The sequence below is a fragment of the Actinoplanes sp. CA-051413 genome, from assembly GCF_050955795.1.
Lineage (GTDB): Bacteria > Actinomycetota > Actinomycetes > Mycobacteriales > Micromonosporaceae > Actinoplanes.
Genome location: NZ_CP192100.1, coordinates 2312556 through 2338615, shown reverse-complemented (window position 1 = coordinate 2338615; position 26060 = coordinate 2312556). Strand labels below are relative to the sequence as shown.

Annotated in this window: 23 protein-coding genes; 11 read left to right on the top strand and 12 right to left on the bottom strand. The window is 71.9% G+C overall.

Translation table 11 applies throughout. The features are described 5' to 3' along the window. Positions 1-32 precede the first annotated feature (32 nt). Genes ACQP2Y_RS11180 through ACQP2Y_RS11170 form a run of 3 tightly spaced genes read right to left on the bottom strand, consistent with a single transcriptional unit; the run spans position 33 to position 3122 of the window. Positions 33-983, bottom strand: a complete 951-nt coding sequence (locus ACQP2Y_RS11180; protein WP_433726995.1) for a VWA domain-containing protein — start codon at positions 981-983, stop codon at positions 33-35. After that, entirely contained in the window at positions 980-1993 is a 1014-nt protein-coding gene (locus ACQP2Y_RS11175; RefSeq protein ID WP_433726993.1) for a DUF58 domain-containing protein, read from the bottom strand. Before ACQP2Y_RS11175 ends, ACQP2Y_RS11180 begins: the two co-directional genes overlap by 4 nt. A 10-nt stretch (positions 1994-2003) precedes the next feature. Continuing rightward, complete coding sequence (locus ACQP2Y_RS11170; protein ID WP_433731898.1) at positions 2004-3122, bottom strand: AAA family ATPase; 1119 nt, start codon at positions 3120-3122, stop codon at positions 2004-2006. Positions 3123-3592: 470 nt separating this feature from the next. On the opposite strand from ACQP2Y_RS11170, the gene ACQP2Y_RS11165 reads away from it, so the two are divergent. From ACQP2Y_RS11165 to ACQP2Y_RS11150, 4 genes are read left to right on the top strand one after another with little or no spacing between them, the layout of a single operon-like run. After that, positions 3593-3814, top strand: coding sequence for a hypothetical protein (locus ACQP2Y_RS11165; protein WP_433726991.1), 222 nt, complete (start codon positions 3593-3595; stop codon positions 3812-3814). A 9-nt stretch (positions 3815-3823) separates the two neighbouring features. Beyond that, a complete protein-coding gene (locus ACQP2Y_RS11160; protein ID WP_433726989.1) occupies positions 3824-4345 on the top strand; it encodes a PH domain-containing protein in 522 nt (173 codons plus the stop codon). Beyond that, positions 4342-5976: a PH domain-containing protein gene (locus tag ACQP2Y_RS11155; protein WP_433726987.1), complete on the top strand. Its 1635-nt coding sequence runs from the start codon at positions 4342-4344 to the stop codon at positions 5974-5976. Before ACQP2Y_RS11160 ends, ACQP2Y_RS11155 begins: the two co-directional genes overlap by 4 nt. 10 nt (positions 5977-5986) lie before the next feature. Next, positions 5987-6379 (top strand): thioesterase family protein, encoded by a 393-nt coding sequence (locus tag ACQP2Y_RS11150; protein WP_360547680.1) that lies wholly within the window; start codon positions 5987-5989, stop codon positions 6377-6379. A 16-nt stretch (positions 6380-6395) separates the two neighbouring features. Here the strand turns inward: ACQP2Y_RS11150 and ACQP2Y_RS11145 are convergent, their stop codons facing one another. The 4 genes from ACQP2Y_RS11145 to ACQP2Y_RS11130 form a co-directional block, all read right to left on the bottom strand. Continuing rightward, entirely contained in the window at positions 6396-6794 is a 399-nt protein-coding gene (locus ACQP2Y_RS11145) for a hypothetical protein (RefSeq protein WP_433726984.1), read from the bottom strand. Next, entirely contained in the window at positions 6791-7807 is a 1017-nt protein-coding gene (locus tag ACQP2Y_RS11140; protein ID WP_433726982.1) for a sigma-70 family RNA polymerase sigma factor, read from the bottom strand. Before ACQP2Y_RS11140 ends, ACQP2Y_RS11145 begins: the two co-directional genes overlap by 4 nt. A 21-nt stretch (positions 7808-7828) precedes the next feature. Further along, the gene (locus ACQP2Y_RS11135) at positions 7829-8650 is read right to left on the bottom strand and encodes an alpha/beta fold hydrolase (protein WP_433726980.1); all 822 of its coding nucleotides are present in this window, start codon (positions 8648-8650) and stop codon (positions 7829-7831) included. Between the two features lie 98 nt (positions 8651-8748). Beyond that, complete coding sequence (locus tag ACQP2Y_RS11130) at positions 8749-9687, bottom strand: carbohydrate kinase family protein (protein WP_433731896.1); 939 nt, start codon at positions 9685-9687, stop codon at positions 8749-8751. 117 nt (positions 9688-9804) lie between these two features. On the opposite strand from ACQP2Y_RS11130, the gene ACQP2Y_RS11125 reads away from it, so the two are divergent. Both ACQP2Y_RS11125 and ACQP2Y_RS11120 read left to right on the top strand, forming a co-directional pair. Then, positions 9805-10491, top strand: a complete 687-nt coding sequence (locus ACQP2Y_RS11125) for a superoxide dismutase family protein (protein WP_433726978.1) — start codon at positions 9805-9807, stop codon at positions 10489-10491. 82 nt (positions 10492-10573) lie between these two features. Next, a complete protein-coding gene (locus ACQP2Y_RS11120; protein WP_433726976.1) occupies positions 10574-12040 on the top strand; it encodes an aminopeptidase P family protein in 1467 nt (488 codons plus the stop codon). A gap of 18 nt (positions 12041-12058) precedes the next feature. Here the strand turns inward: ACQP2Y_RS11120 and ACQP2Y_RS11115 are convergent, their stop codons facing one another. Beyond that, the gene (locus tag ACQP2Y_RS11115; RefSeq protein ID WP_433726974.1) at positions 12059-12523 is read right to left on the bottom strand and encodes a DUF6174 domain-containing protein; all 465 of its coding nucleotides are present in this window, start codon (positions 12521-12523) and stop codon (positions 12059-12061) included. Between the two features lie 148 nt (positions 12524-12671). Between ACQP2Y_RS11115 and ACQP2Y_RS11110 the strand changes: the two genes are divergently transcribed. Next, positions 12672-15614 (top strand): ATP-binding protein, encoded by a 2943-nt coding sequence (locus ACQP2Y_RS11110; protein WP_433726972.1) that lies wholly within the window; start codon positions 12672-12674, stop codon positions 15612-15614. A 113-nt stretch (positions 15615-15727) separates the two neighbouring features. Here ACQP2Y_RS11110 and pulA read toward each other — a convergent pair whose 3' ends face one another. Both pulA and ACQP2Y_RS11100 read right to left on the bottom strand, forming a co-directional pair. Beyond that, positions 15728-18997 carry a pullulanase-type alpha-1,6-glucosidase gene (gene pulA, locus ACQP2Y_RS11105; protein ID WP_433726970.1) on the bottom strand — a complete coding sequence of 1090 codons (3270 nt, stop codon included), beginning with the start codon at positions 18995-18997 and terminating at the stop codon, positions 15728-15730. A 31-nt stretch (positions 18998-19028) separates the two neighbouring features. Beyond that, positions 19029-19418: a hypothetical protein gene (locus ACQP2Y_RS11100; RefSeq protein ID WP_433726968.1), complete on the bottom strand. Its 390-nt coding sequence runs from the start codon at positions 19416-19418 to the stop codon at positions 19029-19031. A 188-nt stretch (positions 19419-19606) separates the two neighbouring features. Between ACQP2Y_RS11100 and acnA the strand changes: the two genes are divergently transcribed. The 3 genes from acnA to ACQP2Y_RS11085 all read left to right on the top strand — a co-directional run bounded on the left by acnA (position 19607) and on the right by ACQP2Y_RS11085 (position 23495). Continuing rightward, positions 19607-22378, top strand: a complete 2772-nt coding sequence (gene acnA, locus ACQP2Y_RS11095; protein ID WP_433726966.1) for an aconitate hydratase AcnA — start codon at positions 19607-19609, stop codon at positions 22376-22378. A 100-nt stretch (positions 22379-22478) separates the two neighbouring features. Continuing rightward, complete coding sequence (locus ACQP2Y_RS11090) at positions 22479-23225, top strand: winged helix-turn-helix transcriptional regulator (protein ID WP_433726964.1); 747 nt, start codon at positions 22479-22481, stop codon at positions 23223-23225. 24 nt (positions 23226-23249) lie between these two features. Next, complete coding sequence (locus tag ACQP2Y_RS11085) at positions 23250-23495, top strand: DUF2630 family protein (RefSeq protein ID WP_433726962.1); 246 nt, start codon at positions 23250-23252, stop codon at positions 23493-23495. A 64-nt stretch (positions 23496-23559) separates the two neighbouring features. Here the strand turns inward: ACQP2Y_RS11085 and ACQP2Y_RS11080 are convergent, their stop codons facing one another. Together ACQP2Y_RS11080 and ACQP2Y_RS11075 are read right to left on the bottom strand one after the other, a co-directional pair. Beyond that, entirely contained in the window at positions 23560-24477 is a 918-nt protein-coding gene (locus tag ACQP2Y_RS11080) for a serine protein kinase RIO (RefSeq protein WP_433726960.1), read from the bottom strand. 149 nt (positions 24478-24626) lie between these two features. Then, positions 24627-25274: an HAD family hydrolase gene (locus ACQP2Y_RS11075; RefSeq protein ID WP_212993014.1), complete on the bottom strand. Its 648-nt coding sequence runs from the start codon at positions 25272-25274 to the stop codon at positions 24627-24629. Between the two features lie 162 nt (positions 25275-25436). Here ACQP2Y_RS11075 and ACQP2Y_RS11070 point away from each other — a divergent pair, with 162 nt between their 5' ends. Then, the gene (locus tag ACQP2Y_RS11070) at positions 25437-26015 is read left to right on the top strand and encodes a TetR/AcrR family transcriptional regulator (protein WP_433726958.1); all 579 of its coding nucleotides are present in this window, start codon (positions 25437-25439) and stop codon (positions 26013-26015) included. The last annotated feature ends 45 nt before the right edge of the window (positions 26016-26060 follow it).

The following is a 26060-nucleotide window of genomic DNA, read 5'->3' as shown; positions in this document are numbered from 1 at the left end:
CCGCGAGGGGTGTCTCGTGGATCAAGACACCCCTACGGCAGGCGTGACGTCCAGAGCAGACTCATCGCCCCGGCGAGGAGCCCGAGCAGCAGAGCCACCCCGGCGTACCACTGGGTGACCTCTCGGGGCTCGATCCGGTGGCCGATCGAGCTGCCCATGTCCTCGTACACCTGCTTGAGCTCCGAGACCGACGCCGCCTCGTAGAAGTAGCCCTTGGTCTTGTCGGCCAGCTGCTGCAACGACAGCCGGTCCACCGGCACCCGCTGCAGCTGGCCGCGGATGTCGACCACCCCGGTGTCGGTGCCGAAGGCGATCGTCGAGACCGGCACGTTGGCCGCCTCGGCCGCCTCGGCCGCGTCCTCGACCGAGCGGCCCGACGTCCGGTAGCCGTCCGACAGCAGCACGATGCGGGCCGGCGGCGCGCCGTTGGCACCATCAGCCGGGACCGTGCGGATCGCGTCCAGCGAGGTGAAGACCGCCTCGCCGGTCGCCGTCGCCTCGGCCAGGGTCAGCCCGTCGATGCCGGCGAGCACCGCGGCCCGGTCCTTGGTCGGCGACACCAGCACGTTCGCCGCCTTCGCGAACGAGACCAGGCCCAGGTTGTACGTTGGCGGCAGCTCCTGCACGAACGCCTTGGCCGCCTCCTGGGCCGCCTCGATCCGGTTCGGCTGGACGTCGTCGGCCTCCATCGACAGCGACACGTCGATGGCCAGCATCACGGTCGCCCGTTCCAGCGGCTCCTCACGGTCGATCGACGGCCGGGCCATCGCGAACGCCAGCGACAGCAGGCTCAGCAGGAAGGCCACGGCGGCCACGTGCCGGCGCCAGCCCAAGCCCTTGGGCGCCAGGGTGCGCAGCAGCTCCACGTTGGTGAACTTCATCGCGTACGTGCGGCGGCGGAACTGCCGCAGGACGTACGCGCCCGCCACGAGCAGGACGGACAGGACGGCGAGCAGCCACCACGGCTGCAGGAAACGGATCATCGCGTTGTCCCCCGGGTGCGTGCGTGTCGTTGGGCGGCCACAAAACGGACGACGTCGAGCAGCCAGTCGGTGTCGGTGCGCAACCTCAAGTGTGCGGCACCGGCGGCCCGAAGTGCCCGGGCAATCTCGCCGCGCTGGTTGCCGGCCGCCTCGGCGTACCGGGCCCGCAGCGCCGGATCGGCCGTCTGCACCTCGTGCAGCACCCCGGTCTCGGGGTCGGCCAGGGTCAGCACGCCGACGTCGGGCAGCTCCAGCTCGCGCGGGTCGACAACCTCGATGGCCAGCACGTCGTGCCGGACCCCGAGCTTGCGGATCGGCCGGGACCAGCCCTCCACCGGCGCCAGGAAGTCGGAGATGACCACGGCGACACCCCGGCGGCGCGGTGGCCGGTTCAGCATGTCGATCAGCTCACCCAGGTCGGTGCGTCCGGGCCGGATCTGGGTACGGGCGATCGCGCGCAGCAGCCCCTGCGCCTCCTTGCGGCCGGGCCGGGCGGGCATCCGCACCATCGGCTGGGTCTGCGGTGCCGGGGCGCTGGGCTCCCGCCGCCGGCGCCAGCTGAAGCCGCTGGGCGGCTGGACGGGCAGGCCCGAGCCGGTGCCCACGACCGCGCCGATCCGGTTGCCGCCGCGTACGGTCAGGTGCGCCATCGCCGTGGCCGCCGCGAGCACCAGGTCACGTTTGAGCATGGTCGCCGTGCCGAAGTCGAGGCTGGCCGACAGGTCGACCGCCATCCACGTCTCCAGTTCACGGTCGGCGACCGTACGCCGTACATGTGGAAGCGTGGTCCGGGCCGTGACCGGCCAGTCCATCCGGCGCACGTCGTCGCCGGGCCGGTATTCGCGGCTCTCCCCCGCCTCGCTGCCCGGACCCGGCAGCAGCCCCGCGTAGTCGCCCTGCAGCAGACCGTCCAGCTTGCGGGTGACCAGGAGTTGCAGGCGCGACAGCACGGCCTCGGCGCGGGCCGTGCTCGCGTCCTTCACCACGGGCGGGAGGTCGGCGGTCGTCACGAGCTGACCGTCACTGCTGTCCCGGCCAGGCCGGCTGCTGCGGCAGCGAGTCGAACGCCGGGGCGCCGCTGGCCGGGGCCGGCACCGCCGACACCGGATGGCCGTTGGGGTGGGCGCCGGGGTGCCCGTTGGGCGAGGTGCCCTGCCGGGAGGCGACCGACGGCATCGGCACGCTGGCCATGATCCGGGCGACGATGTGGTCGGCCGGGATGTCGTCGGCGAGCGCGTCGTAGCTGAGCACCAGCCGGTGCCGCAGGATGTCCGGGGCGATGTCCTGCACGTCCTGCGGCAGCGCGTAGTCACGGCCGCGGAGCAGGGCGAGGGCCCGGGTGGCGCGGACGATGCCGAGCGAGGCGCGCGGGCTGGCGCCGTACTGGATGAGCTGGGCGACGTCGGGCATGCCGTGCTGGGCCGGCGCGCGGGTGGCCAGCACCAGCCGGACCGTGTAGTCGACCAGCGCGTTGTGCACGAACACCTGGTCCGCGCGGCGCTGCAGGGCCAGCAGGTCCTCGGACGAGAAGATGGTCTTGGGCTCCGGCGGGCTCACACCCATCCGGTAGACGATCTCCCTCTCCTCCACGTCGGTGGGGTAGCCGACCAGGATCTTCATCAGGAAGCGGTCGCGCTGCGCCTCGGGCAGCGGATAGACGCCCTCCTGCTCGATCGGGTTCTGGGTCGCCATGACCAGGAACGGGTCCGGCACCGAGTGCGTCTCGCCGCCGATCGACACCTGGTGCTCGGCCATGACCTCGAGCAGCGCCGACTGCACCTTGGCGGGCGCCCGGTTGATCTCGTCGGCCAGCAGGAAGTTGACGAAGACCGGGCCGAGCTCGACGTCGAACTTCTCGCTCGACTGCCGGTAGATCCGGGTGCCGACGATGTCGGCCGGGACCAGGTCGGGGGTGAACTGGATGCGCGAGAAGGAACCGCCGACGACGCGGGCCAGGGTCTCGACCGCCAGCGTCTTGGCCACGCCGGGCACGCCCTCGAGCAGGCAGTGCCCGCGGGCCAGCAGCGCGACGAACATCCGCTCGATCATCCGGTCCTGGCCGACGATGACCCGCTTGACCTCGAACATGGCCCGTTCCAGCTGGGTGGCGTCCTGAGCGGGCGTCACCGGCCGGCCCATCTCCGGCCGCGCCTGCTCCGCTCGCGCCTGCTCGGGCCAGCTCTGCTCCGCTCGCGCCTGCGCCGGCCAGCCCTGGTCGAGCCTGCCCTGCTCTGGCCTGCCCTGCTCTGGCCTGCCCTGCTCCGGCCGGGCCTGGTCGGCGCTGCCCGGATCGGCGCTGCTCGTGCCCTGGGGCATGGTCGGCTCGGCCACCGGTCCTCCATCGAGATTCTGCGGTTCTCAGGTCGCGCCGGCACGGGTGCCGACGCTCAAGACTTACACGACCACGCTGGGAGCCGTCGGGCAGAGGCGGATTACGCGCCCGCCGCGCGGGCGAGGATGTCGATCTTTCTGCGCGATGCGCTCGAACGGGCACCTCCGGCGGGTAGACGCGGGACCCGCGTGAGCGTGTAACATTCAGCCCGTCGCCGGGCGACTTCCCCCGTGGTCGCCCGGCGCTCTAATCCCTCCCACCGGATAGTGTTCATTCCGTGGTCGAGGACCTTTCCCCGCAATGCTCGCGCAAGGGCTGCCGTGCGCCCGGCGCGTGGTCGCTGCTGTGGAACAACCCCAAGCTGCACGACCCGGCGTACCGCAAGACCTGGCTGGCCTGCGACGACCACCGTGAATACCTCACCGATTTCCTGACCGCGCGGGCATTCCTGCGCGAGGTCACCCCGTTCCGGGCGCCGCAGCGCGACAGCTCCGCTTAGGCTTTCAGCGTGACCGAGCCCAGCGCCCCGGCGCCCGCCCCGACCGACCCGCTCGAGCCGTGGCCCGACACGGTCGAATGGCGGCCGGTCTCCCGCAGCCTGATCACTGTGGAGTTGATCAACAGGGCGATCTGGGTGGTCATCGTCCTGGCCGGCCTGACGGTCGGCGCGGTCCTGACGGACCACTGGATCTGGCCGGCGGCCATGGCGGTGGTCGTGGCCGCCGCGATCTGGCGCTCCCTGGTGACGGTCCGGGCCGTCAAAGCCTGGGGGTACGCGGAACGCGACAACGACCTCCTGGTCCGCCACGGCCTGGTGATCCGCCGGCTGTCGATCGTCCCGTACGCCCGCATGCAGTTCGTCGACGTGACCGCCGGACCGCTGGAACGCGCGTTCAAGCTGGCGACCGTCCAGCTGCACACCGCCTCGGCAGCCAGCGACGCGAAGATCCCCGGCCTCCTACCGGAGGAAGCGTCCCGCCTGCGCGACAGGCTGACGGCGCTGGGCGAGGACCGGGCCGAAGGCCTGTGACCGCCGCCTACTCCCGCCCCCAGCCGGACCCCGGACCCGGCGGCGACCCCGCCGCGACCACCGGGCCGCCCGACGCCGCCGGCCCGTCCGATGCCGCCGGCCCACCGGATCTCGCCGGACCGGGCACCGAGGCCGGGCCGCCGGCGCTCGCCGACGCGGTGGTCGCAGAGCCGCGCCGCCGATTGCATCCGCTCAGCCCGCTGCTCAGCGGCGCCAAGTCCATCGCCGTCATCGTCGCCGCCCTCAGCTGGCAGACGTTGTCGCAGGTCGGGATCGAGCGCTTCGCCCTCGTCGTGGCCGTCGTCGCGGTCGGCGTGGTCATCTTCGCGGTGATCGGCTGGCTGAACACCGGCTATCACGTCGTCGGGCGGGAGCTGCGGATCCAGGACGGGCTGCTCTGGCGGCGCAACCGGGCCATCCCGCTCGACCGGTTGCAGGCCGTCGAGATGCGGCGGCCTTTGCTGGCCCAGCTCACCGGGCTGGCCGAACTGCGGCTCGAGGTGGTCGGCGGCGGCAAGACCGAGGCTCCGCTGGCGTACCTGAGTGTCCGGGAGGCCGCCGCGCTCCGGCAGCGGTTGCTTGCGCTCGCCGGCCGTACCCCTGGGGTTGTTGCTCCGGGCGCCGCGGAGCCGGCGGCGGCCGCGCCCGAGCGGCCACTTTTCCGGGTCAGCAACCGTGACCTGCTGATCAGCCAGCTGCTCACCCCGCAGGCCTTCCTGCTGCCGGTCGGTGTCGCCTTCGTGGTGATGCAGTTCGTGCTCGAAGGGTCCTGGACCTTCGTCGGCATCGCCAGCACGGTGACCGCGATGGCCGGTGTGCTGCTGCAACCGGTCCGGCGGGTGCTGCAGGACTGGGACTTCCGGCTGGCCCGCGATCCCGACGGGCGGCTCGCGGTGCGCTACGGGCTGCTGGAGACCCGCAGCCAGATCGTGCCGCTGAACCGGGTGCAGTCCATCGGGGTGACCTGGCCGCTGCTCTGGCGGGCCAAGGACTGGCTGCACATGCGCCTGGACATCGCCGGGTACGCCGGCCCGCAGTCGAACGACGACAAGCGCTCGGACCGCCTGCTGCCGGTGGGCGTGTTCGCGGCCGGCCGGCAGCTGGTGTGGGAGGTGCTCCCGGGCGTCGACCTGGCCGCGCTCGCCACGCTGCCGCCGCCGGACCGGGCTCGCTGGCTGCACCCGTTCGCGCTGCGGTCGTTCGGCACAGGGTTGACGCCGGAGGTCTTCGTCGCGCGTTCCGGGCTGCTCACCAAGGAGCTGACCATGGTCCCGTACGCGCGGCTGCAGAGCGTACGGGTCGTGCAGGGGCCGGTGCAGCGGATGTTGCGCCTGGCCACCGTGTACGCCGACACCGCGGGCGGCCGGTCGGGGGTGGCTCAGGACCGGGACGTCGACGAGGCGTGGTGGATCGCCGAGCAGCTGTCTATCCGCGCCCGGCACGCCCGGGCCGCGACGGCGCAGGTCGCCGGGCAGCAGCAGCCGATGCTGGCCCCGGCGGTCCCGGGTCCGTCCTTCGCCGGTCAGCCCACGACCGGCCCGCACGGCGCGGTGCCTGTGGATGATGCAGCGCCTGTGGATGACGCGGTGCCTGTGGATGACGCTTACTGGCGCCGGCCGCCGCAGCCCTAAGCTGTGTCGCATGGAGCTACCGGAGTTCTCCCCCGGGCTCAGCGCCCGGGTGGAGCTGACCGTCACCGACGCCGACACCGCCCAGGCGCTCGGCTCGGGTGACGTGCCCGTGCTCGGCACGCCCAGGGTGCTCGCGCTGGCCGAGGCCGCCACGGTCGCCGCGACCGCCCGGCAGATGCCCGGCGGCGTCACCACGGTCGGCGTCCGCGCCGAGGTCGAGCACCGGGCGCCCACCCCGCTCGGGCGCCGGGTCACCGCGCTGGCCACGCTGGCCAAGGTGGACGGGCGCAAGCTCATCTTCGACGTCGTGGTGCGTGACGGTGAGGAGCTGGTGGCCGAGGTCCGGGTCGAGCGGGTGCTCCTGGACCGGCAGCGCTTCATCGCCAAGGCCCTCGGCGACTGAGCAAGGCCCTGGGCGACTAGCTCAGCAGCGCCTCGAACGGCGCCAGCGGCACCACGCCCTCGACCTGGCGCGCCAGGTCCGGGTCGAGGGTCACGAGGGCGTCGGCCTGCAGCTGCGCCACGGCGACGTATTCCGCGGCGACCGTGTCGTCCCAGCCGAACTGCTCGGCCACCCGCCACGCGGTCTGCCGGGAGACCCGGTCGCCGAGCAGCCGGATCTTCATCGTGGTGATCCCGTCGAGCAGCGCCCGCGCGTCCGCCGCGGCGATCTCGCCCTGCCGGGTCTGCCGGTAGAGCAGCGAGAGCGCCTGCGAGCGCAGCACGTTGGGGGCGACGAGCTGGTGTTCCGCGGCCACTGTCACGCCTTCACGGACGAGACGGATCGCGGTGGGGGCGTCGATCGTGTATCGCGTCATGCCCCATCTTGGCCTGGGAGGGTGGCGGCCGGCAGCTCGAAGGCGGCGAAGTGTTCCGTGCCCAGGAACGAGGTGATTTCCGCAATCCGGTCGTCGCGCAGGGTGAGCACGGTGATCGCCCACGCCCGCCCGTCGAGGTACTGCGCGACCGCGGGTTGCCCGTTCGCGGTCACCGGCACGTTGTGCCACGATCCGCACGAGCTCAGCGGCACCCGGGCGGCGAAGTCGGTGACGGCCGCCAGCCCCTCGTACCAGTGCGGCAGCGGCGGCATCGCCCAGGTCACGTCCTCGGTGAGCAGCGTGACCAGCCCGTCGACGTCGCCGCGTTCCAGCGCCGCCGAGTAGCCGCTGACGATCTTCCGCAGCCGCGCGTCGCCGAGTTTGCGCAGGGTCTGCTGCTGGCTGCGCGCCGGCACCTTCGCCGCCACGATCGCCCGGGCCCGCTGCAGCGCGCTGTTCACCGACGCGGCCGAGGTCGCCATCACCTCGGCGATCTCCGCCGCCGAGAAGCCCAGCACCTCGAAGAGCAGCAGCGCCGCGCGCTGGTTGCCCGGCAGATGCTGCAGGGCGGCGACAAACGCGAGCTCGACCGCCTCGCGCTGCTCGTAGCGCGCGTCCGGCCGGGCACGGCCCAACTGCCCGTCCGGGTACGGCCCCAGCCACGCAACCTCGTGCGACGGCACATCACCGAGCACAGCCCGGGAACTCGACGGCCCGACGTCGACGGGCAGCGCCCGCCGTCCCCGCGCCTCGACGGCGTCCAGGCAGGTCCGGGTGGCCACCGTGTAGAGCCACGAGCGCAGCGAGCTGCGGCCCTCGAAGCCGGCCAGCCCGCGCCACGCCCGCAGCAGCGCGTCCTGCAGCGCGTCGTCGGCGTCGTGGGTGGAGCCGAGCATGCGGTAGCAGTGGGCGTGCAACTCCCGGCGCAACGGCCCGACGACGCGGTTGAACGCCTCGTCGTCGCCGTTGCGGGCTCGGGCCAGGTCGGCGGGTTCGGCGCGGGTGTCACTCACCTCACGAAGTGTGCCCGACGGTCAGCCTTCCAGGACGGCCCGCAGGCGTACCTCGAAGGCCGCCGGGTCCTGGGCGAAGCCGATGTGGTCGCCGGGGAACATGGTCGGCGCGATGCCCAGGCCGGTGGCGAGCGCCCGGGACGCCCGGTCGCACAGCTGCCCGGTGGAGTCCTCGCCGATACCGACCACGATCCGGGTGGGCACCGCCTTGAGCCGGTCGAGGTCGGGCACCCACCGGGCGGTGGCCCGCAGCATGTGGGCGAACTGGAAGTGCTCGTCGGCGACGGTCTGCGGCGAGCGGTCGCTGAGGAACACCTGCTCGATCATCTCCGGCGGGAAGGGGATGTTGGCCGCGCGCAGGAACCTGACCCAGGCACCGAGCACGTCCCCGGCGAGGTACGTGGCGACCATGTCCTCGGTGGCGGCGTACAGCTCGGCGCGGTCCTCCAGCAGCTCCTCCAGCGGCGGCTCGTGGGCGATGACGGTGTGCACCAGCTCGGGCCGGGTCTGCGCCAGGGCCAGGACGCTGACCGCCCCGCCGCTGGAGCCGAGCGCCACGGCCGGGCCGGCGTCGAGGTGGGTCAGCAGCCGGGCCAGGTCGTCGGCGCGTTCCTGCGGGGTGGAGTCCCGGTCGGGGTGCTCCACCGAGCTGCGGTTGATGCCGCGGGGGTCGGTGGTCAGCACGGTGTGGTCGCGGGCCAGCAGGCCGGCGAGCGGCTCGAACGAGCGGGCGTCCATCGGCGCGCCGGACAGCAGCACGAGCGGGCCGCTGCCGCGTACCTCGTAGTGCAGCCGGGCGCCGGGCACGTCGAGCTGCTGGGCGGTGACGGGAATCGTGGTCATCGAGGTCCTCCGGACACGGTCGGGATGCGTTGTCCGAGAGGTGACTCCCACCGCGCCGCCGAATCATCGCTCCCGGCGAACTTTCTTCCCGGTGCGCGTTACAGCAGCGCGCCCCAGCGGGCGGTGAGCTCTTCCATGGTCGGCATCGCCACCGCGCCGCCCGGGCGTTCGCAGACCAGGCCGGCCACCGCCAGCGCGAAGCGCACGTAGCTCTGCCAGCCCTCGGGCGCGGCCGGCACGCCGTCGGCCAGCAGGCGGCGGACCAGCGCGCCCATCACCGAGTCGCCCGCGCCGGTGGCGTCCACCGCGTCGACCGTCGGTGCCGGCAGCATGACCGTGCTCTGCCTGGTGGCCACGTACGCGCCCTTGGAGCCGCAGGTCACCACGACCGCCTTCGCGCCGGTCTTGAGGATGCGTTCCGCGGCCGCCGCCGGGCCCGCGCCGTCCCAGAGCACCTCGGCGTCGGCCGAGCTGAGTTTGACCAGGTCGGCGGTGGCGAAGAACTCCTCGACCAGGTCACGCAGCTCGCCGACCGCGGCGGCGTCGGGCAGCAGCTTCGGGCGTACGTTGGGGTCGAAGACCTTCAGTGGCCCGGGGATCGCCCAGGCCTTGCGGGCCGCGGCCCGGAACGGCTCGCGCATCAGGCTGATCGACCCGGTGTAGAGCACCGCGGCTCCGGCCACCACCTTGTCGTCGACGTCCTCCGGGCGCAGCAGCGCGTACGAGGGCGGCTCGCCGTAGAACTGGAAGGTCGGCTCGGCGCCCTCGAAGGTGGTCACGGCCAGCGTGGTCGGCACCGGTACGCGCTTCAGCCCGGTCGTGCCCACCCCGATCTGGCGCAGGAACGCGGCGATCCGATCGCCCAGGGTGTCGTTGCCGAGCGAGCCGAAGTACTGCACCTCGCCGCCGAGCCGGGTGGCGCCGACCGACACGTTGAGCGGGGCGCCGCCGATCGCCTGCCGATAGATCAGCTCGCCGTCACGCTCGGTCTCCAGCAGATCCACCAACGCCTCACCGAGCACCACCGCGTAGCCCATCCGGATCCCCTCCACGTAACGCCGCACCGATGCCGTCAGCCTTACGCCCGGGACGCGAGAAAGCCAGCCACTCCCGAATGCTCGCCCGTTTTGTGGTTGTTTGGCATGATCCAACCCATGCATCCGCGCGCTTTCGCCCTGCCCCTCCTGCTCACCGCGGCCCTGGCGGGTTGCACCGGCCCGGGCGGCACGGCGACCGGGTCCGGCGGGTCGCTGCCGCCGGGCTCGACGCCCTGGCTGGTCAGCGGCGCACCGAGCCCGGCACTGCCGTCGTCGGCACCCTCTCCGGACGGCCTGGCGGCGCCGCTGGTCGAGGGCACTGTCTCCGGCACCTTCCTGCCGTTCCCGCAGAGCGCGCGGGCCGTCACCTACGACCCCAAGGTGGTCCCGCCCGGTGCGACGGCCCAGCTCACGATCTCCCGGACGGCCACGGGCACGACGGTACGGCTGACCGCCGGCGGCCTGGTCCCGCGCCGGGCGTACGGGGCCCACCTGCACACCCGGCCGTGCACCGCGACACCGGAGGACGCCGGCCCGCACTACCAGCACAGTCCCGACCCGAAGGCCGCCGCCTCGCCGCCCTCGGTCGATCCGGAGTACGCCAATCCGCGCAACGAGGTGTGGCTGGACTTCACCGCCGACGCGCGGGGCGGCGCCTCGGTCACCGCGCGCCAGAACTGGACCTTCGACGAGGTGGAGCCGGCCCGCTCGTTGATCGTGCACGCTGAGCACACCCGTACCGCTGCGGGCAAGGCCGGGACGGCCGGACCGCGCGTGGCCTGCCTCACCCTGGGCAACGGGTGATGCCGGGCTGCTCTTGATCTTGGCGAGGCGGTAACGTCAGGACGGGACGAGCGACGCCGCGCGGATGACGGGAGGGCCGGCCATGGCCGAGCAGAGCGAGGGTACGACACCGAAAACCGAGTCGCACGACCCGGATTTCCCGGAGGCGTTCCTGCAGTTCATGCGCGGCGGCTGGCGGGACGACGCGCTGAGCGTGACACCCCGTCCCGAGACGCCCAACTACGCCAAGCGGCGGGCCGCGCTCTCCGACGCGTTCCCGGGCGAGACGCTGATCATCCCCAGCGGCACCGAGAAGGTCCGCGCCAACGACACCGACTACCCGTTCCGCCCGGGCAGCGACTTCGTCTACCTGACCGGCGACAGCGACCCCGGCAGCGTGCTGGTGCTGCGGCCCAGCGGCTCCGGGCACGACGCGGTCCTCTACAGCCACCAGCGCTCCTCCAAGGAGACCGACGAGTTCTTCCGCAGCCGCGACGGCGAGCTGTGGGTGGGCCGCCGGCACACCCTCGCGGAGAAGTCGACCGAGCTGGGCATCGAGACGGCGCCGTGGGGCGAGCTCGGACCGGCCCTGGCCGACTGCGCGCCGGCCCGCACCCGGGTGCTGCGCGGCCACGACGCCAACGTGGACCGGGCGATCCTGGCGTACGAGCCGGACCCGCGGGCCCGCCGCGACCGCGCCCTGGCCGGGGTGATCTCGGAACTCAAGCTGGTCAAGGACGAGTGGGAGATCGCCCAGCTCCAGGACGCCATCGACGCCACCGTGCGCGGCTTCGAGGACGTCGCCCGCCTCCTGCCGGCCGACCGCGGCGTCAAGGAGCGCCTGCTGGAGGGCGTCTTCGGGCTGCGTGCCCGCACGGACGGCAACGACGTCGGCTACGGCAGCATCGTCGGTGCCGGCGCGCACGCGACGATCCTGCACTGGGTTCGCAACACCGGCGTGACCAAGCCGGGCGAGCTGCTGCTGATGGACATGGGCGTCGAGGGCCGCACGTTCTACACCGCCGACGTGACCCGCACGCTGCCGGTCTCGGGCACCTTCACCCCGTTGCAGCGCCAGGTCTACGACATCGTGCACGCCTCCCAGCAGGCCGGCATGGACGCGATCAGGCCCGGCGTCAAGTTCCGCGACGTGCACCTGACCTGCATGCGCGTGCTCGCCGAGGGCCTGCACGACCTCGACCTGCTGCCGGTGAGCGTGGACGAGGCGATGTCCGAGGAGTCCACGGTGTACCGCCGCTGGACCCTGCACGGCTTCGGCCACATGCTCGGCATCGACGTGCACGACTGCTCCGCGGCCCGCAAGGAGACCTACCGCGACGGCGAGCTCGGCCAGGGTTACGTCCTGACCGTGGAGCCGGGCCTGTACTTCCAGCCTGAGGACGAGCTGGTCCCGGAGGAGCTGCGCGGCATCGGCATCCGCATCGAGGACGACGTGCTGGTCACCGCCGACGGTTGCCGCAACCTGTCGGCCGGTCTGCCCCGCTCCGCTGACCAGGTCGAGGCGTGGCTGGCGTCCCAGCGCGAGGCCGGCCCGCGCCTGCCCGAGTAGCCGGCCCCGAGTAGCTGGCTAGGCGCGCGGCGCGTAGTCGGAGATCACGAAGCAGGTGGGGCCTTCCCCACCGGCTGCCGGATCGGTGCCGTCGGAGACGTCGAAGGTGATGGCGACCGGGTGGCCGTCCGCCGGGTCCGTCTTGACCGTCATCGCGCCGCCGTCGTCGGCCGCGGTCTGCGCCAGCTCCAGCAGGCCGCCCAGCGACGGCACCTCGATCTCCTCCTCGCCGGAGGCGGTCTTGCCGTCGACCCGCTCCACACCGGCGACCTCACCGGCGGTGACGGTGACGCGGTATTTGCCCAGGGACGGGCTGCCCTCGCACTGCCGGTCGGCGACGAAGGCGTAGTCGGCCGGCTCGGTCCACGCCGGCGCCGACCCGGGCGCGACGAAGGTGGGCGGGGACGCCGCCGGCTTGTCGTCCGTGCAACCGGCCAGGGCCGCGACGAGTGCGATGCCGCACAATGCCCGGGCGTACCGCACGGTGACCTCCGACCTCGAGAACGCCCGCCACCCGGCGGGCCGCGCCCATGTTCCCAGATCGGCGCAATGGCCGTGCACCCACCGCACCGGCCGCGCGGGTGACCCGCCACACGCTCATGGTGGCCGCGAATCGGACGATGGGTAAGACGTGGACGAGCACGCCCGGCTGACCGACGTGGCACGCCTGCGCCGGCTGCGGGAGACCGGCCTGCTCGAGGACGGCTGCTATCCGTCGCTCGACCGGCTGGCGTCCGCCGCGGCGCAGCAGGCCGGCGCCCCGATAGCGCTGGTCACGATGGTCGACGCCGACCGCCAGGTCTTCGCCAGCCAGGTCGGGCTGGGCGAGCCCTGGGCGAGCCGCCGCGGGACCCCGATGTCGCACTCCTTCTGCCAGTACGTGGTCATCGACGACGCCCCGCTGATCGTGCCGGACGCCCGCGCCGACCCCCGGCTGCGGGACAACCTCGCGATCGACGATCTGCAGGTGGCGGCCTACGCCGGTTATCCGCTGCACGCCCCCGACGGCACGGTGCTGGGCTCGTTCTGCGTGATCGACACCGTGCCCCGCGACTGGACGCCGCAGGAACTCTCGATCGTGCAGACCCTGGCCACCGCGGCCGAGACGGAGATCGCGCTGCGGACCGCGAACCGGGACCTGCAACTGGCCACCGAGCGCATGAGCCGGGTGCTGGACACCGCGCACGACGCGTTCGTGTCCACCGACGCCGACGGCGTGATCCTGGCCTGGAACACCGCGGCGGCCACGCTCTTCGGCTGGCCGGCGGCCGAGGCCATCGGCCGGCCGGTCGGCGAGCTGATCCTGCCGGCCCGCTACCGGGCCGCCCACGAGGCCGGGCTGCAACGGGTACGCGACACCGGCGTGTCGATCCTGTCCGGGCAGCGCCTCGAACTGGCAGCCGTGGACCGCTCCGACCGCGAGTTCCCGATCGAGATGACACTGCAGGTCGTGGCCGAGGACACCCTGATCTGCCACGCGTTCCTGCACGACATCACCGACCGCAAGGCAGCCGGACAACGGGCCGACGACGACCGGACGTTCCTGCACACGCTGCTCGACAGCCTCGACACCGGGGTGGCCGCCTGCGACGCCGAGGGGCGGCTCGTGCTGCGCAACAGCGCCCTGCGCGCGCTGTACGAGCCGGGCGAGGAACCCGCGGCGGTCGCCTCGCTCACCGCGGCGGGCCGGCTCTACGACCCGGACGGCCGGCGCCCGCTGGAGCCGGACGAGGTGCCGCTGGCCCGGGCGTACGCCGGTGAGCACGTCGACGGGCAGGACGTGACGGTCCGGGCCGCCGACGGCCGGCGCCGCCGTTTCGTGGCGAACGCCCGCCCGATCACCACCGCCGACGGCCGGCACCTGGGCGCGGTCGCCGCCCTGCACGACGTCACCGACCAGCACCGGGCCGCGACACTGCAGCAGACCCAGCACGCCGTGGCCCGGGCCCTGGCCGACGCCACCACCGCCGAGCAGGCCGCCACCGGCACCGTGACCGCCATCGCCACCGCGCTCGGCTGGACCTGCGGGGAGTTCTGGCGCACCGACGACGACACCGGCCTGATCAGCCGGGTCGGCCACTGGACGGAGCCGGGACATCCGCTGCCGGCGGTGACCAACGACAAGCCGTTCGTCCTGCCCCGGGGCACCGGACTGGCCGGGATCGTCTGGGAGACCGGCGCGGAGCTGTGGGTGCCGGAGCTCGCCGACGATCCCCGTACGGCGGTGCGCCGCGACGAGGCCCGCGCCGCGGGTCTGCGTACCGCCGTGGGCCTGCCGGTCCGCAGCGACAACCGCATCCTCGGCGTCCTGCTGTTCCTGAGCACCACGGTCGAGAAGCCCGACGCGGAACTGCTGACCATGCTCGACGGCGTCTGCGCCCACCTGGGCCGGCACCTGGAACGCCGCCGCGCGGAGGAGCTCACCCAGGTCCTGGCGGCCACCCAGCGCGCCTTCGACCGGGTCGTGGCCCAGGTCAACGACTACGTGTGGACCTACGCCATCGAGGACGACGGCCGGCCCGTCGTGGTCTACGCCAGCCCCGACAGCCACGGCATCCTGGGTGCGCAGCTGCCGGCGGGCACCGACATCGCGAAGACCATGGCCGAGAACGTGCACCCGGACGACATGCCGGCCATGGCCCGGCTGCGCGACACCGTCTTCGGCGGCGAACCGGCAGACGCGGAGGTCCGCCTGCTCGGCCTGGACGGCGTCACCCGCTGGGTGTGGATCCGTTCGGTGCCCCGCCCGGAAGACGGCCGGCTGTACATCGACGGCATCGCGACCGACGTGACCGCCCGCCGCGAACTGGCCGACCGCCGCGAGCAGGTGCTGCACGACCAGCAGCAGCAGAACCGCCGGCTGCGCGAACTCGACCGGCTCAAGGACGAACTGGTGGCCCTGGTCAGCCACGAACTACGGAACCCGCTGGCGACGATCCGCGGCTACACGGAGATGCTCCTCGACGACGCGGGCCTCACCGGCGACCACCGCCACCTGGCCTCGGTGATCGACAAGCACAGCGCCCACATGCAGGGCCTGGTCGACGACCTGCTGGACACGGCCCGGATCGACGCCGGCCAGATGAAACTGGAACCGCGCCCGCTGTCGCTGATCCGGCTGGTGGTGGACAGCGTGGATGCCCGCCGCCCGGACGCCACGGCCAAGAACATCACGATCGAGGTGGACGTGGCCCGGCACCTGCCCGCCCACGCCGACCCGGTACGCATCCGCCAGGTCCTCGACAACCTGATCTCGAACGCGGTGAAATACACCCCGCAGGGCGGCACAGTGACCCTGACCGGCCGCCACGACGACGCGACCGCGACGACGACGCTGCGGGTCACCGACACGGGCATCGGCATCCCGGAGGAGCAACGCCCGCATCTGTTCGACCGGTTCTTCCGCGCGTCGAACGCGGTGTCGCAGGGGATCAAGGGCACCGGGCTGGGGCTGGCGATCAGCAAGGCGATCATCGACGCCCACCACGGCGGCCTGACGGCAGAGCCGGCGGGCCCGGACGGCGGCACCACCTTCACGGTCACCGTGCCGAGCTGCCCACCGCCCGAACGCTGACCTCGCTCAGCGCTGACCTGGCTCAGCGCGGGCGGCGCAGCGACGGACTCACCGGCTCTTGCCACGCAAGCCAGGCCCACCGCAACCGCCCAAGCCGGACCAGCCCGGACCGCTCAGGCCAGGTCGGCGACGAAGACGACCACCGAGCGGGCCGGCACGCTCAGCGTGCCCCCCTCAGCCGTAGCCGTCCGCACCACCGGATCCGCCGAAGCCACCAGCTCCGGATGCAACTCCAGCCGCACCCCCGCCAGCGCCGGCACGTGCTGCGTCGTCGAGGTCTCGGTCGCGTTGAAGACCGCCACCACCGTGCTCCAGCGCTGGTCCAGACCGGTCCCGTCCAGGCACATCACGATCACGCCGGGGCTTTCGTGCGGGCCGCCGAGCGGGAACGTCAGCCTGCGCTGGACCTCGTCGGCCGTGGGCAACCCGAAGGCCGGGGACGAGCGGCGGATGCGCAACAGCTCGGCGTACCGGGCCGCGGTCAGGTCCATGATCTCCGCCGCCGGCACCAGCGCCGGGTCGGCCAGCAGCGGCCGGGCCCACGGCCACTTGTCCTCGTTGTCCGGGGCCGGGGGCAGGCCCACGCCGAAGCCGTTGCCGTCGGCGCCGTTCCAGCGGATCTGGTTGAACCAGTCGCCCGAGTCGTAGGAGTTGCGGTCCAGGGACTTGGAGCGCAGCCGTTCCGTGCCGAGCGCCACGAAGCCGACGCCCTGGCCGAGCACCACCAGGGACAGGGCCAGGACCTGCATGCGGGCGCGGTCGATCATCGGCAGGGACTGCGGCAGCTTGAAGGCCATCGCGTCGTAGAGGATCTCGTTGTCGTGGGCGTCGACGTACGTCACGCATTCGCCCGGCGCGGCCGCGTATCCGCTGGGTGAGCCGTTGTAGTCGATCTGCGCGCCGCTGTGCTCGGCGCCGGTGTGGGTCACGAACCGGTACGTCGCCAGGCCGCCCGACAGGCCCACCTTGATCCGGTCGTGCACCGACAGCGGGGTGGCCGCGCCCAGCCCGGTGGCGAACCCCTGCTCCGACGGGTCGTCGCCGAAGGAGCCGCCACCGCGGACCGCGTCGCGGAGCCGGTCGTTGAACGTGCCGATCCCGGTGCCGGCCATGTTGACCTGGGTGGCCTGCACGAACCGGGCGTCGTACGCGATCTCGCCGAAGTTCCAGCCCTCGCCGTACAGGTAGATGTCGGGGTCGATGTGGTCCAGGGTGACCCTGGTCTCCAGGATGTTGGCCCGCGGGTGGTGTCCCATGAGGTCGAAGCGGAAGCCGTCCACCTTGTGCTCGCGGGCCCAGGTGACGATCGAGTCGATGACCAGCCGGCCCATCATCATGTGCTCGGGTGCGGTGTTGGAGCAGCAGGTGGATTCGGCGACCGTGCCGTCGTCGAGGAGCCGGTGGTAGTAGCCGGGGACGACGCGGTCGAGCACGCTGAACGGCGCCAGCCCGTCGGCCATCGTGTGGTTGTAGACGACGTCCATGATCACTCGCAGGCCGGCCGCGTTGAGGGCGGCGACCATCGACCGGAACTCCCGGATGCGGGCGCTGCCGGCGGGCTCGACGGCGAAACTGCCCTCGGGTGTCGTGTAGTGCAGCGGGTCGTAGCCCCAGTTGAAGCCGTCCTCGGCGGCGACGGCCATGACCGCGCGCTGCTGCTCGGGTGAGTCCGGCGGGAGGGCGGCCAGGTCGCACTTGGGCACCGCCTGGTCGGCGCGGCGGTCCGGCACGGTCGCGTAGTCGAAGGCGGGCAGCAGGTGCACGTGGGTGAGCCCGGCGTCGGCGAGCATCCGCAGGTGCCGCATCCCGGCCGAGTCGTCGCGGGTGAAGGCCAGATAGGTGCCGCGCTGCTCGGGCGGCACGGTGGTGTCGGCGATGGAGAAGTCGCGGACGTGCAGCTCGGCGATCTGCATCCGGGCGGGCGCGACCGGCGGCGGCTTGACCAGCGTCTCCCAGCCCGGCGGCTTGAGCTCGGGGTCGTCCAGGTCGACGAGCTGGCTGTGGGTCGAGTCGACCGACAGCGAGAGCGAGTACGGGTCGGTGACGCTGCTGGTCACCACGCGTTGCGCCGCCGGGTGCCACACCTCGACCCGGAAGCGGTAGTAGCGGCCGAGCCACTTGCGCTTGCCGGCGATCGACCAGACGCCGGTCAGCGCGTCCCGTTCCATCGGCAGGACCTTCGGCTCGTCGTCGCCGGGCGTGCGGGCGAGCTCCAGCGCGACCGTGCGCGCGGTCGGCGCCCACACCGAGATGGTCGGCCGCTCCTCCTCCATGACCACGCCGAGCTCGGCGTCGGCGGCATCCGCGTACAGGTCGTCGAGCACGCCGGGCAGCTGGACCGCCGTCAGGACCGTGACCCGGCCGGCGTGGTCGCGGCCGACCGCGAGCAGCTGACCGCGCAGCAGATAGCCCAGCGCCGCGTCGCCCAGCTCCGGCACCGCGAACGCGCGGTAGGCCCGCAGGTGCGGGAAATGCCGGCTCTGCGCCTGGAACAGGCCGCCGGGGCGCGGGGTCAGCGGCAGGATGGTGCGCTCGCCGGTCAGCTCGTCGCCGTCGCGGCGCAGGCCGCCGTCGGCGGACGCGACCAGGGTGAAGCTCTCGGCCCGGTCGGCGAGCTGCGGTGGCAGGGCCACCGTGGTGCGATCGAGGAAGACGCCCAGGGCTCGGGCCGGGTCCAGCTCGGGACCGAGCGACCGTACGTCGGGCAGCACGGGCGCCGTGGTGCCCGAGAGCAGCCACACCTCGCGGCCGGCGGTCAGATCGAGGCGCTGGTCGTCGGGCAGGTCCTTGACGTCGCCGCGGTGCAGCACGAAGCGCAGGCCGACGGCATCGGGGCGGACCGGCACCCGGAACACAGCACCGAACGCGTCGAACGCGGCCGGGGCGAGCGGCGCGTGCCAGCGCGGCTTGGTCGGGGTGCCCTCCCAGGCGTGCACGCCCCAGCCGTCGTAGTCACCGTCGGCCCGCCGATAGTGGATGACCGCGAAGTCGTCCTCAGCGGGGATCTCGGTGGTGTGGCCGGCCGCGGCGGCGCTGGTGTAGACCGTCGGGTCGCCGGGGCGCAGCCAGATCTGCGGCGTGACGGCCGGATCGACGTGCCGGTCGGTGGCCACGTCCTTGGCGCCGGTGTGGTCGACCACCAGGAAGCCCACCTCGCGGGCGGCGTCGGCCAGCCGCACCCAGGCGAAACGGCCGTAGGGATCGGCACCGGCGAACGGGTGCCCGCCGGGGAAGCCGGTGATCGCGTCGGGAGCGATGTCACCCCAGGCGTGCAATGACCAGTCGCCGTAGCCCTCGTCCTCGCGCCGGTAGTGCACGACCAGCCACTGCGGGTTGCTGAGTCTGGTCGGTGCCTCCGGCGAGGCGATCTCGATCGTGGTCACCTGGACATGATGGCACCGGGGTACGTCAGTTTCAGTGCGTCGCGATGACGGTGGTGATCCGCGGGCCGTTCGCGTCGACCCGGATCAGGTAGCGGTAGCTCTCGCCGGGGACCGCGTTGCCGAGGCTGTCGAGGTACTCCCATTCGACGGCGACCATCGCCAGCGCCGGGCTGAGCCGCTGCACATCGCGCAGCTGGGCGTGCGCGGCGACGATCTGCTGCTCCTTGTACGCCGGCGCGGCACCGAGGAACGACAGGGCCACCGCCGCCGGCGAGGCGAAGGTGAAGCTGTACGAGTCCGAGACCACCATGCCCGGCAGGGCGTAGCAGCCGGCCACCGCCGAGACGTCGCCCCTGGTCAGGGCGGAGCCGTAGCGGTCGAAGAAATCAGTGAGGTGCGCCAGATCCGTGGGTGCCTGCACGGGACGGTCAGTTCCCGTTGATCATGAGGAGCAAACCTCGGACCCGGGTTGCACCGAATAACAAGACGGACGTACGGTTTACGGAAGACGTGAACCCTGAGTTAGGACAACCTAACCGGCGGGCGGCCGTCACCGGTGGGACAGACTGATGAGGACTACTCACGGTCGCTGGGTGTGAAGGAGATGACGTGGCCAGCCTCGACACCTTTGGTGCGAAGAGCGAGCTACGCGTCGCAGACGCGAGCTACGAGATTTTCACGATCGACAAGGTCGACGGGCATGACCGCCTGCCGTACTCCCTGAAGATCCTGCTGGAGAACCTGCTCCGGACGGAGGACGGCGCGAACATCACCGCCGACCACATCCGGGCCCTCGGCGGCTGGGACCCCACCGCCGACCCGAGCGTGGAGATCCAGTTCACCCCGGCCCGGGTGCTGATGCAGGACTTCACCGGCGTGCCCTGCGTCGTCGACCTCGCCACCATGCGCGAGGCCGTCAAGGAGCTGGGCGGGGACCCCACCAAGGTCAACCCCCTCGCCCCGGCCGAGCTGGTCATCGACCACTCGGTCATCGCCGACCTGTTCGGCCGCGAGGACGCCTTCGCCCGCAACGTGGAGCTGGAGTACCAGCGCAACCGCGAGCGCTACCAGTTCCTGCGCTGGGGCCAGACCGCGTTCAACGAGTTCAAGGTCGTCCCCCCGGGCACCGGCATCGTGCACCAGGTCAACATCGAATACCTGGCCCGCACGATCATGGAGAGGAACGGCCAGGCGTACCCGGACACTGTCGTCGGCACCGACTCGCACACCACCATGGTCAACGGCCTGGGCGTGCTGGGCTGGGGCGTCGGCGGCATCGAGGCCGAGGCCGCGATGCTGGGCCAGCCGGTCAGCATGCTGATCCCGCGGGTCGTCGGTTTCAAGCTGCACGGCGAGATGCCGGCCGGCACCACCGCCACCGACCTGGTGCTGACCATCACCGAGATGCTCCGCGAGCACGGCGTGGTCAGCAAGTTCGTCGAGTTCTACGGCCCCGGCGTCAGCGCCGTGCCGCTGGCCAACCGGGCCACGATCGGCAACATGTCGCCCGAGTACGGCTCCACCGTGGCGATCTTCCCGATCGACGACGAGACGATCAAGTACCTCAAGCTCACCGGCCGCTCCGAGCAGCAGGTGGCGCTGGTCGAGGCGTACGCGAAGCGCCAGGGCCTGTGGCACGACCCGGCCGGGGAGCCGAACTACTCCGAGCGCCTCGAGTTGGACCTGTCGACCATCGTGCCGTCGCTGGCCGGCCCCAAGCGCCCGCAGGACCGCGTCCCGCTGGACCGCGCCAAGCCGATGTTCCGCGACGCGCTCGCCAACTACGTCAGCGCCGTGGGCCCCGCCGACGAGGCCAGCGAGGAGTCCTTCCCCGCCAGCGACCCGCCGGCCAACCACGAGAATTCGGACGCCGACAAGCCGCACGTCTTCAGCGCGGCCGACGGCGCCACCGGGCGGCCTTCCAAGCCCACCCGGGTGGTCGGCGAGGACGGCAACGAGTTCGAGCTGGACCACGGCTTCGTCGGCATCGCCGCGATCACGTCCTGCACCAACACCTCCAACCCGCAGGTCATGATCGGTGCCGCGCTGCTCGCCCGGAACGCGGTCGAGAAGGGCCTGAACCGCAAGCCGTGGGTCAAGACCACGCTGGCGCCGGGTTCCAAGGTCGTCATGGACTACTACGACCGGGCCGGCCTCACGCCGTATCTGGACAAGCTCGGCTTCAACCTCGTCGGCTACGGCTGCACCACCTGCATCGGCAACTCCGGCCCGCTGCCCGACGCCATCTCGGCGGCCGTCAACGAGGCCGACCTCACCGCGGTCTCGGTGCTCTCCGGCAACCGCAACTTCGAGGGCCGGATCAACCCCGACATCAAGATGAACTACCTGGCCTCGCCGCCGCTGGTGGTTGCGTACGCGCTGGCCGGCACGATGGACCTGGACATCACCACCGAGCCGCTGGGCACCGGCTCGGACGGCCAGCCGGTCTACCTCGCCGACATCTGGCCCAGCGCCAAGGAGATCGACGAGGTCATCGCCGCCACCATCGGCGCGATCGGGTTCAGTACGGCCTACTCCGACGTGTTCGCCGGTGACGAGCAGTGGCAGTCGCTGCCCACGCCGGAGGGCAAGACCTTCGAGTGGGCGCCGGAGTCGACCTACGTGCGCAAGCCCCCGTACTTCGAGGGCATGCAGGCCGACCCGTCGCCGGTCACGAACATCGCCGGCGCGCGGGTGCTGGCCAAGCTGGGCGACTCGGTGACCACCGACCACATCTCGCCGGCCAGCTCGATCAAGGCGGACTCCCCCGCGGGCAAGTATCTGGCCGAGCACGGGGTGCCCAAGCACGAGTTCAACTCGTACGGCTCCCGGCGCGGCAACCACGAGGTGATGATCCGCGGCACGTTCGCCAACATCCGCCTGCGCAACCAGCTCGTCCCGGGCGTGGAGGGTGGCTTCACCGTCAACCACCTGACCGGCGAGCAGAGCAGCATCTACGACGCCTCGGTGGCGTACAAGGAGGCCGGCGTCCCGCTGGTCATCCTGGCCGGCAAGGAGTACGGCTCCGGCTCGTCGCGTGACTGGGCGGCCAAGGGCACGATGCTGCTGGGCGTACGCGCGGTCATCGCCGAGTCGTACGAGCGCATCCACCGCTCGAACCTGATCGGCATGGGCGTGCTCCCGCTGCAGTTCCCGCCCAAGACCAACGCCGAGTCGCTGGGCCTGACCGGCACCGAGACGTTCACCATCACCGGCGTCGAGGCGCTCAACGAGGGCGGCATCCCGTCGACGGTCAAGGTGCTGACCGACACCGGCGTCGAGTTCGACGCCGACGTCCGGATCGACACCCCCGGTGAGGCGGACTACTACCGCCACGGCGGCATCCTGCAGTACGTGCTGCGCAAGATGCTGACCAGCTAGGTCCTGTATGTGCTGTAGAACACCCCGTCGTCCGTCCGGACGGCGGGGTGTTACATATGAAGAACACGTTTCGAAACATGCGTGCCGCACGCTGAGGCCCATGGAGATCCTGCTGCTGGCCACCCGCCCCGGCGCCGCTGCGGAGGATCGGGCGCTACCGGCGCTCGATCTGCTGCGGCACTCGCTGCGGGTCGGCACCTTCGACGTCCAGTCCCTGCTCTCCGGCGCCGACCCCGATGTCGTCCTCGTGGATGCGCGCCGTGACCTGCTCGAGGCCCGTGACCTGTGCCGGATGCTGCGCGCCACCGGCCTGCGGGTGCCACTGCTGGCCGTCGTCGAGGAGGCGGGCCTGATCGCGATGGCCGCCGACTGGGGCCTGGACGACGTGCTGCTGACCCACGCCGGACCGGCGGAGGTCGAGGCCCGGCTGCGGATGACCACCGGACGGGTCTCCGGCGGCACCGCGGGCGGGGCGAGCGGCACGGTCACCGCCGGCGAGCTGGCCATCGACCCGCAGACCTACTCCGCCCGGCTCAAGGGCCGCCAGCTCGACCTCACCTACAAGGAGTTCGAGCTGCTCAAGTTCCTGGCCCAGCACCCGGGCCGGGTGTTCAGCCGGGACCAGCTGCTGCGCGAGGTGTGGGGCTTCGACTACTTCGGCGGCCACCGCACCGTCGACGTGCACGTCCGCCGGCTGCGGGCCAAGCTCGGCACCGAGTACGAGTGCATGATCGGCACGGTCCGCCAGGTCGGCTACAAGCTGGTGCTCCCGCCGCAGCAGACTTCTCGCGTGCTGACCGGTGACTGGGCCGAGCCGGTCGCGCCGCGAGTGCCGCTTGATCTGTGAAACCCGTGTGCAAGGCTCTTGGTCATGGATGACAACACTGTGCTGGGCCGGATCAACGGCCTGGTCGAAGAGGAGCACAAGCTCCGCCAGCAGCTGAGCCGCGGCGAGATCACCAGCGACGAGGAGCACGCCAAGCTCAAGGAGCTCGAGGAGTCGCTGGACCAGTGCTGGGACCTGCTGCGCCGGCGGCGCGCTGCCCGGGAGTTCGGCAACAACCCGGACAGCGAGCAGGCCCACAGCACCAACGAGGTCGAGGGCTACCTCCAGTGACGCGGCCCCGGCCGCGGCCACCGCTTGTCCGGCGGCCGCGGTCCGGGCTGCTTGCGCCGGGACGTCACAGCAGTCCCGCTTCGTAGCTGAGGCGTTCGATCAGCCCGTCGGCGTCCACCGTCAGGCCGCGCGCGGTGAACCAGCTCGCGACGTTGCGCACGTCGCGGGCCAGGAACTCGGCGCCCTGCGGGTTGGCGATCAGGTCGACGATCTGCGGCATGTCGATGATCACCAGCCGCCCCTGGTGCACCAGCGTGTTGTACGGCGACAGGTCGCCGTGCGCGATCTGGGTCCGGGCCAGCACGCTGAGCGCGTCGGTCATCTGCCGCCACAGGTCCTCGAGCCCGTCGCGGTCGGTGCGCACCTGGGCCAGCCGCGGCGCGGCCTCCCCGGTCTCCCAGTCGCCGATGAACTCCAGCATCAGCTCGGTGCCGATGAGCTGCACCGGGTACGGCACCGAGATCGTGCCGCCCTCCTGACCGACCTGCCAGAGCCGGGACAGCGCGCCGAACTCGGCCGCCGCCCACTGCCCGGCGATGAGCTCCTTGCCGAACGCGGTGCGGTTGGTCATCGCGCGCATCTCCCGGGACCGGCGCACCCGGCGTCCCTCGAGGTAGCCCGCGTCGCGGTGGAAGAGCCGGTGGTCGCCGTCGCGGTACCGCTTGGCCGCGATCATGCTGAGCTGGTCGGTGCCGGGCACGGCCCGGCGGACCAGGAAGACGTCCGCTTCCTTGCCGGTCTTGAGCATGCCCAGCTCGGTGTCCACCGCGCCGTACTCGGTGCGGACCCAGTCGGGGCGGGGATGGGGGCCGTGCAGGGCGCCGTCCCACGTCGACCAGCGGTCGCCGGTCTCGGGCAGGTCGGGGTCCTCGGCCAGAGCGGGCTCGAGCTTGCCCGTCTTTACGAAGTCGGCGTCGTCGTCGTCGAACTTGCGGCGGCCGCGGCGCATGGTTGCCGGGCCGAAAGCGTCGTGCTCTCGCACTGGAGGGTCTCCTCGGAGAAGAAAGAAACTGGAACCTGGGCATGGCGAAGGACAACGACAGCCATGAGGTTCACCCCCTTCTTCTCGAGAAACCTGCGGATCACGTACGGGAAGCACTCTCCCGGGCGTCACCCGGTCGCGCAACCGAATTAACGGGCGGCCATCACCGCGGACAGTCCCTGGATCACGTTGCCGACCACCCGGGTCGGCGCGAACCGGTTGTCGATCCAGTCCCGGCCCCGGTGCAACCACACGCTGGGTAGTCCCATCGCGGCGGCGCCACCGATGTCCGCCTCCGGGCTGTCCCCGACGATCCAGGCGCCGCCGAGACGCATCCGGACCCGCTGGGCGGCCAGCGCGAAGATGCGCGGGTTGGGCTTGCTGACGCCGGCCTGCTCGGAGATGACCCAGTCGGCGACGTACCGGTCCAGCCCGGTGCGCCGGATCCGGGTCTCCTGCTGCTCGTGCGGGCCGTTGGTGACCACCACCGGGACCCACCCCGCGTCCCCGGCGATCTGCAGCGCACAGGCGACCAGGGGGTCGAGACGCTCGTAGGCCAGCGGACCCTCGTGCAGCTCCTCGAGCAGGTCGATCGAGGGGATGTCGAGCTGGTAGCGGTCGCGGATCAGATCGGCCAGGTCCCACCGGGAGGTGAGGCCGTCCGCGTCGACCGACAGTAACCAGTCGAGATCGTCCTGCGGCGCCGCGATCTCGTCGAGGAAACCTTTCGCCCACAGACGGAACGCACCGCTGCGGTCAAGCAGGGTGTCGTCCAGCGCGAGGAAGACGAGAGGCACCCGCGCACTGTACGTGAGTGAATGCGGGCGCGGACAGTCCAAGAGTGTTAACAAAGGGAGGGCCGGATGACGCTTTTGGCACCATGCGAGACAGATCTCGATGGGCTGGCAAGCCGTACGTACGGATTGCAAGCGTCCGAACCGGCGTGACACGATCGCAGCGTGCCCAGGGTAAGCCAAGACCAGCTCGACGCCCGCCGCCACGAGATCCTCGCGGCGGCGCGCGGATGCTTCGCCCGATTCGGGTACGAGGGCGCCACCGTGCGCCGCCTCGAGGAGGCCACCGGCCTTTCACGTGGCGCGATTTTTCACCACTTCCGCGACAAGGACTCGCTGTTCCTCGCCGTCGCGGAGGACGACGCCGCCGCCATGGTCACCACGGTCCGCCGCAACGGCCTCGTCCAGGTGATGCGCGACCTGCTCGAGCAGGCCCGGACCAGCGACGGCGACACGGCCGGCTGGCTCGGCAGCCAGCTCGAGGTCTCCCGGCGGCTGCGCACCGATCCCGCCTTCGCCAAGCGCTGGGCCGAGCGCTCCGCCGCGATCGCCGAGGCCACCCGCGAACGGCTGGAACGCCAGCACGAGGCCGGTGTGCTGCGCGACGACGTGAACGTGGAGGTGCTCACCCAGTTCCTCGAGCTGGCGTACGACGGGCTGGTCCTGCACCTGGCGACCGGGCGCCCGGCGGGCGAGCTGAGCCGGGTCCTGGACGTCGTGGAGGAAGCTGTCCGCCGGCCGTGACCCGAATGTTGCATTGACCTGCACAATGAGGTCCAGCAACTACAC

Coding starts and splice junctions, on each gene's coding strand:
- ACQP2Y_RS11130 (WP_433731896.1), bottom strand. CDS start 9,687: ATGGGCTACGCGGTGGTGCTCGGTGAGGCGTTGGTGGATCTGCTGGAG.
- ACQP2Y_RS11090 (WP_433726964.1), top strand. CDS start 22,479: ATGGAGATCCTGCTGCTGGCCACCCGCCCCGGCGCCGCTGCGGAGGAT.
- ACQP2Y_RS11145 (WP_433726984.1), bottom strand. CDS start 6,794: ATGACGCGATACACGATCGACGCCCCCACCGCGATCCGTCTCGTCCGT.
- ACQP2Y_RS11170 (WP_433731898.1), bottom strand. CDS start 3,122: ATGGGCCGGCCGGTGACGCCCGCTCAGGACGCCACCCAGCTGGAACGG.
- ACQP2Y_RS11085 (WP_433726962.1), top strand. CDS start 23,250: ATGGATGACAACACTGTGCTGGGCCGGATCAACGGCCTGGTCGAAGAG.
- ACQP2Y_RS11125 (WP_433726978.1), top strand. CDS start 9,805: ATGCATCCGCGCGCTTTCGCCCTGCCCCTCCTGCTCACCGCGGCCCTG.
- ACQP2Y_RS11150 (WP_360547680.1), top strand. CDS start 5,987: ATGGAGCTACCGGAGTTCTCCCCCGGGCTCAGCGCCCGGGTGGAGCTG.
- ACQP2Y_RS11180 (WP_433726995.1), bottom strand. CDS start 983: ATGATCCGTTTCCTGCAGCCGTGGTGGCTGCTCGCCGTCCTGTCCGTC.
- ACQP2Y_RS11120 (WP_433726976.1), top strand. CDS start 10,574: ATGGCCGAGCAGAGCGAGGGTACGACACCGAAAACCGAGTCGCACGAC.
- ACQP2Y_RS11135 (WP_433726980.1), bottom strand. CDS start 8,650: ATGACCACGATTCCCGTCACCGCCCAGCAGCTCGACGTGCCCGGCGCC.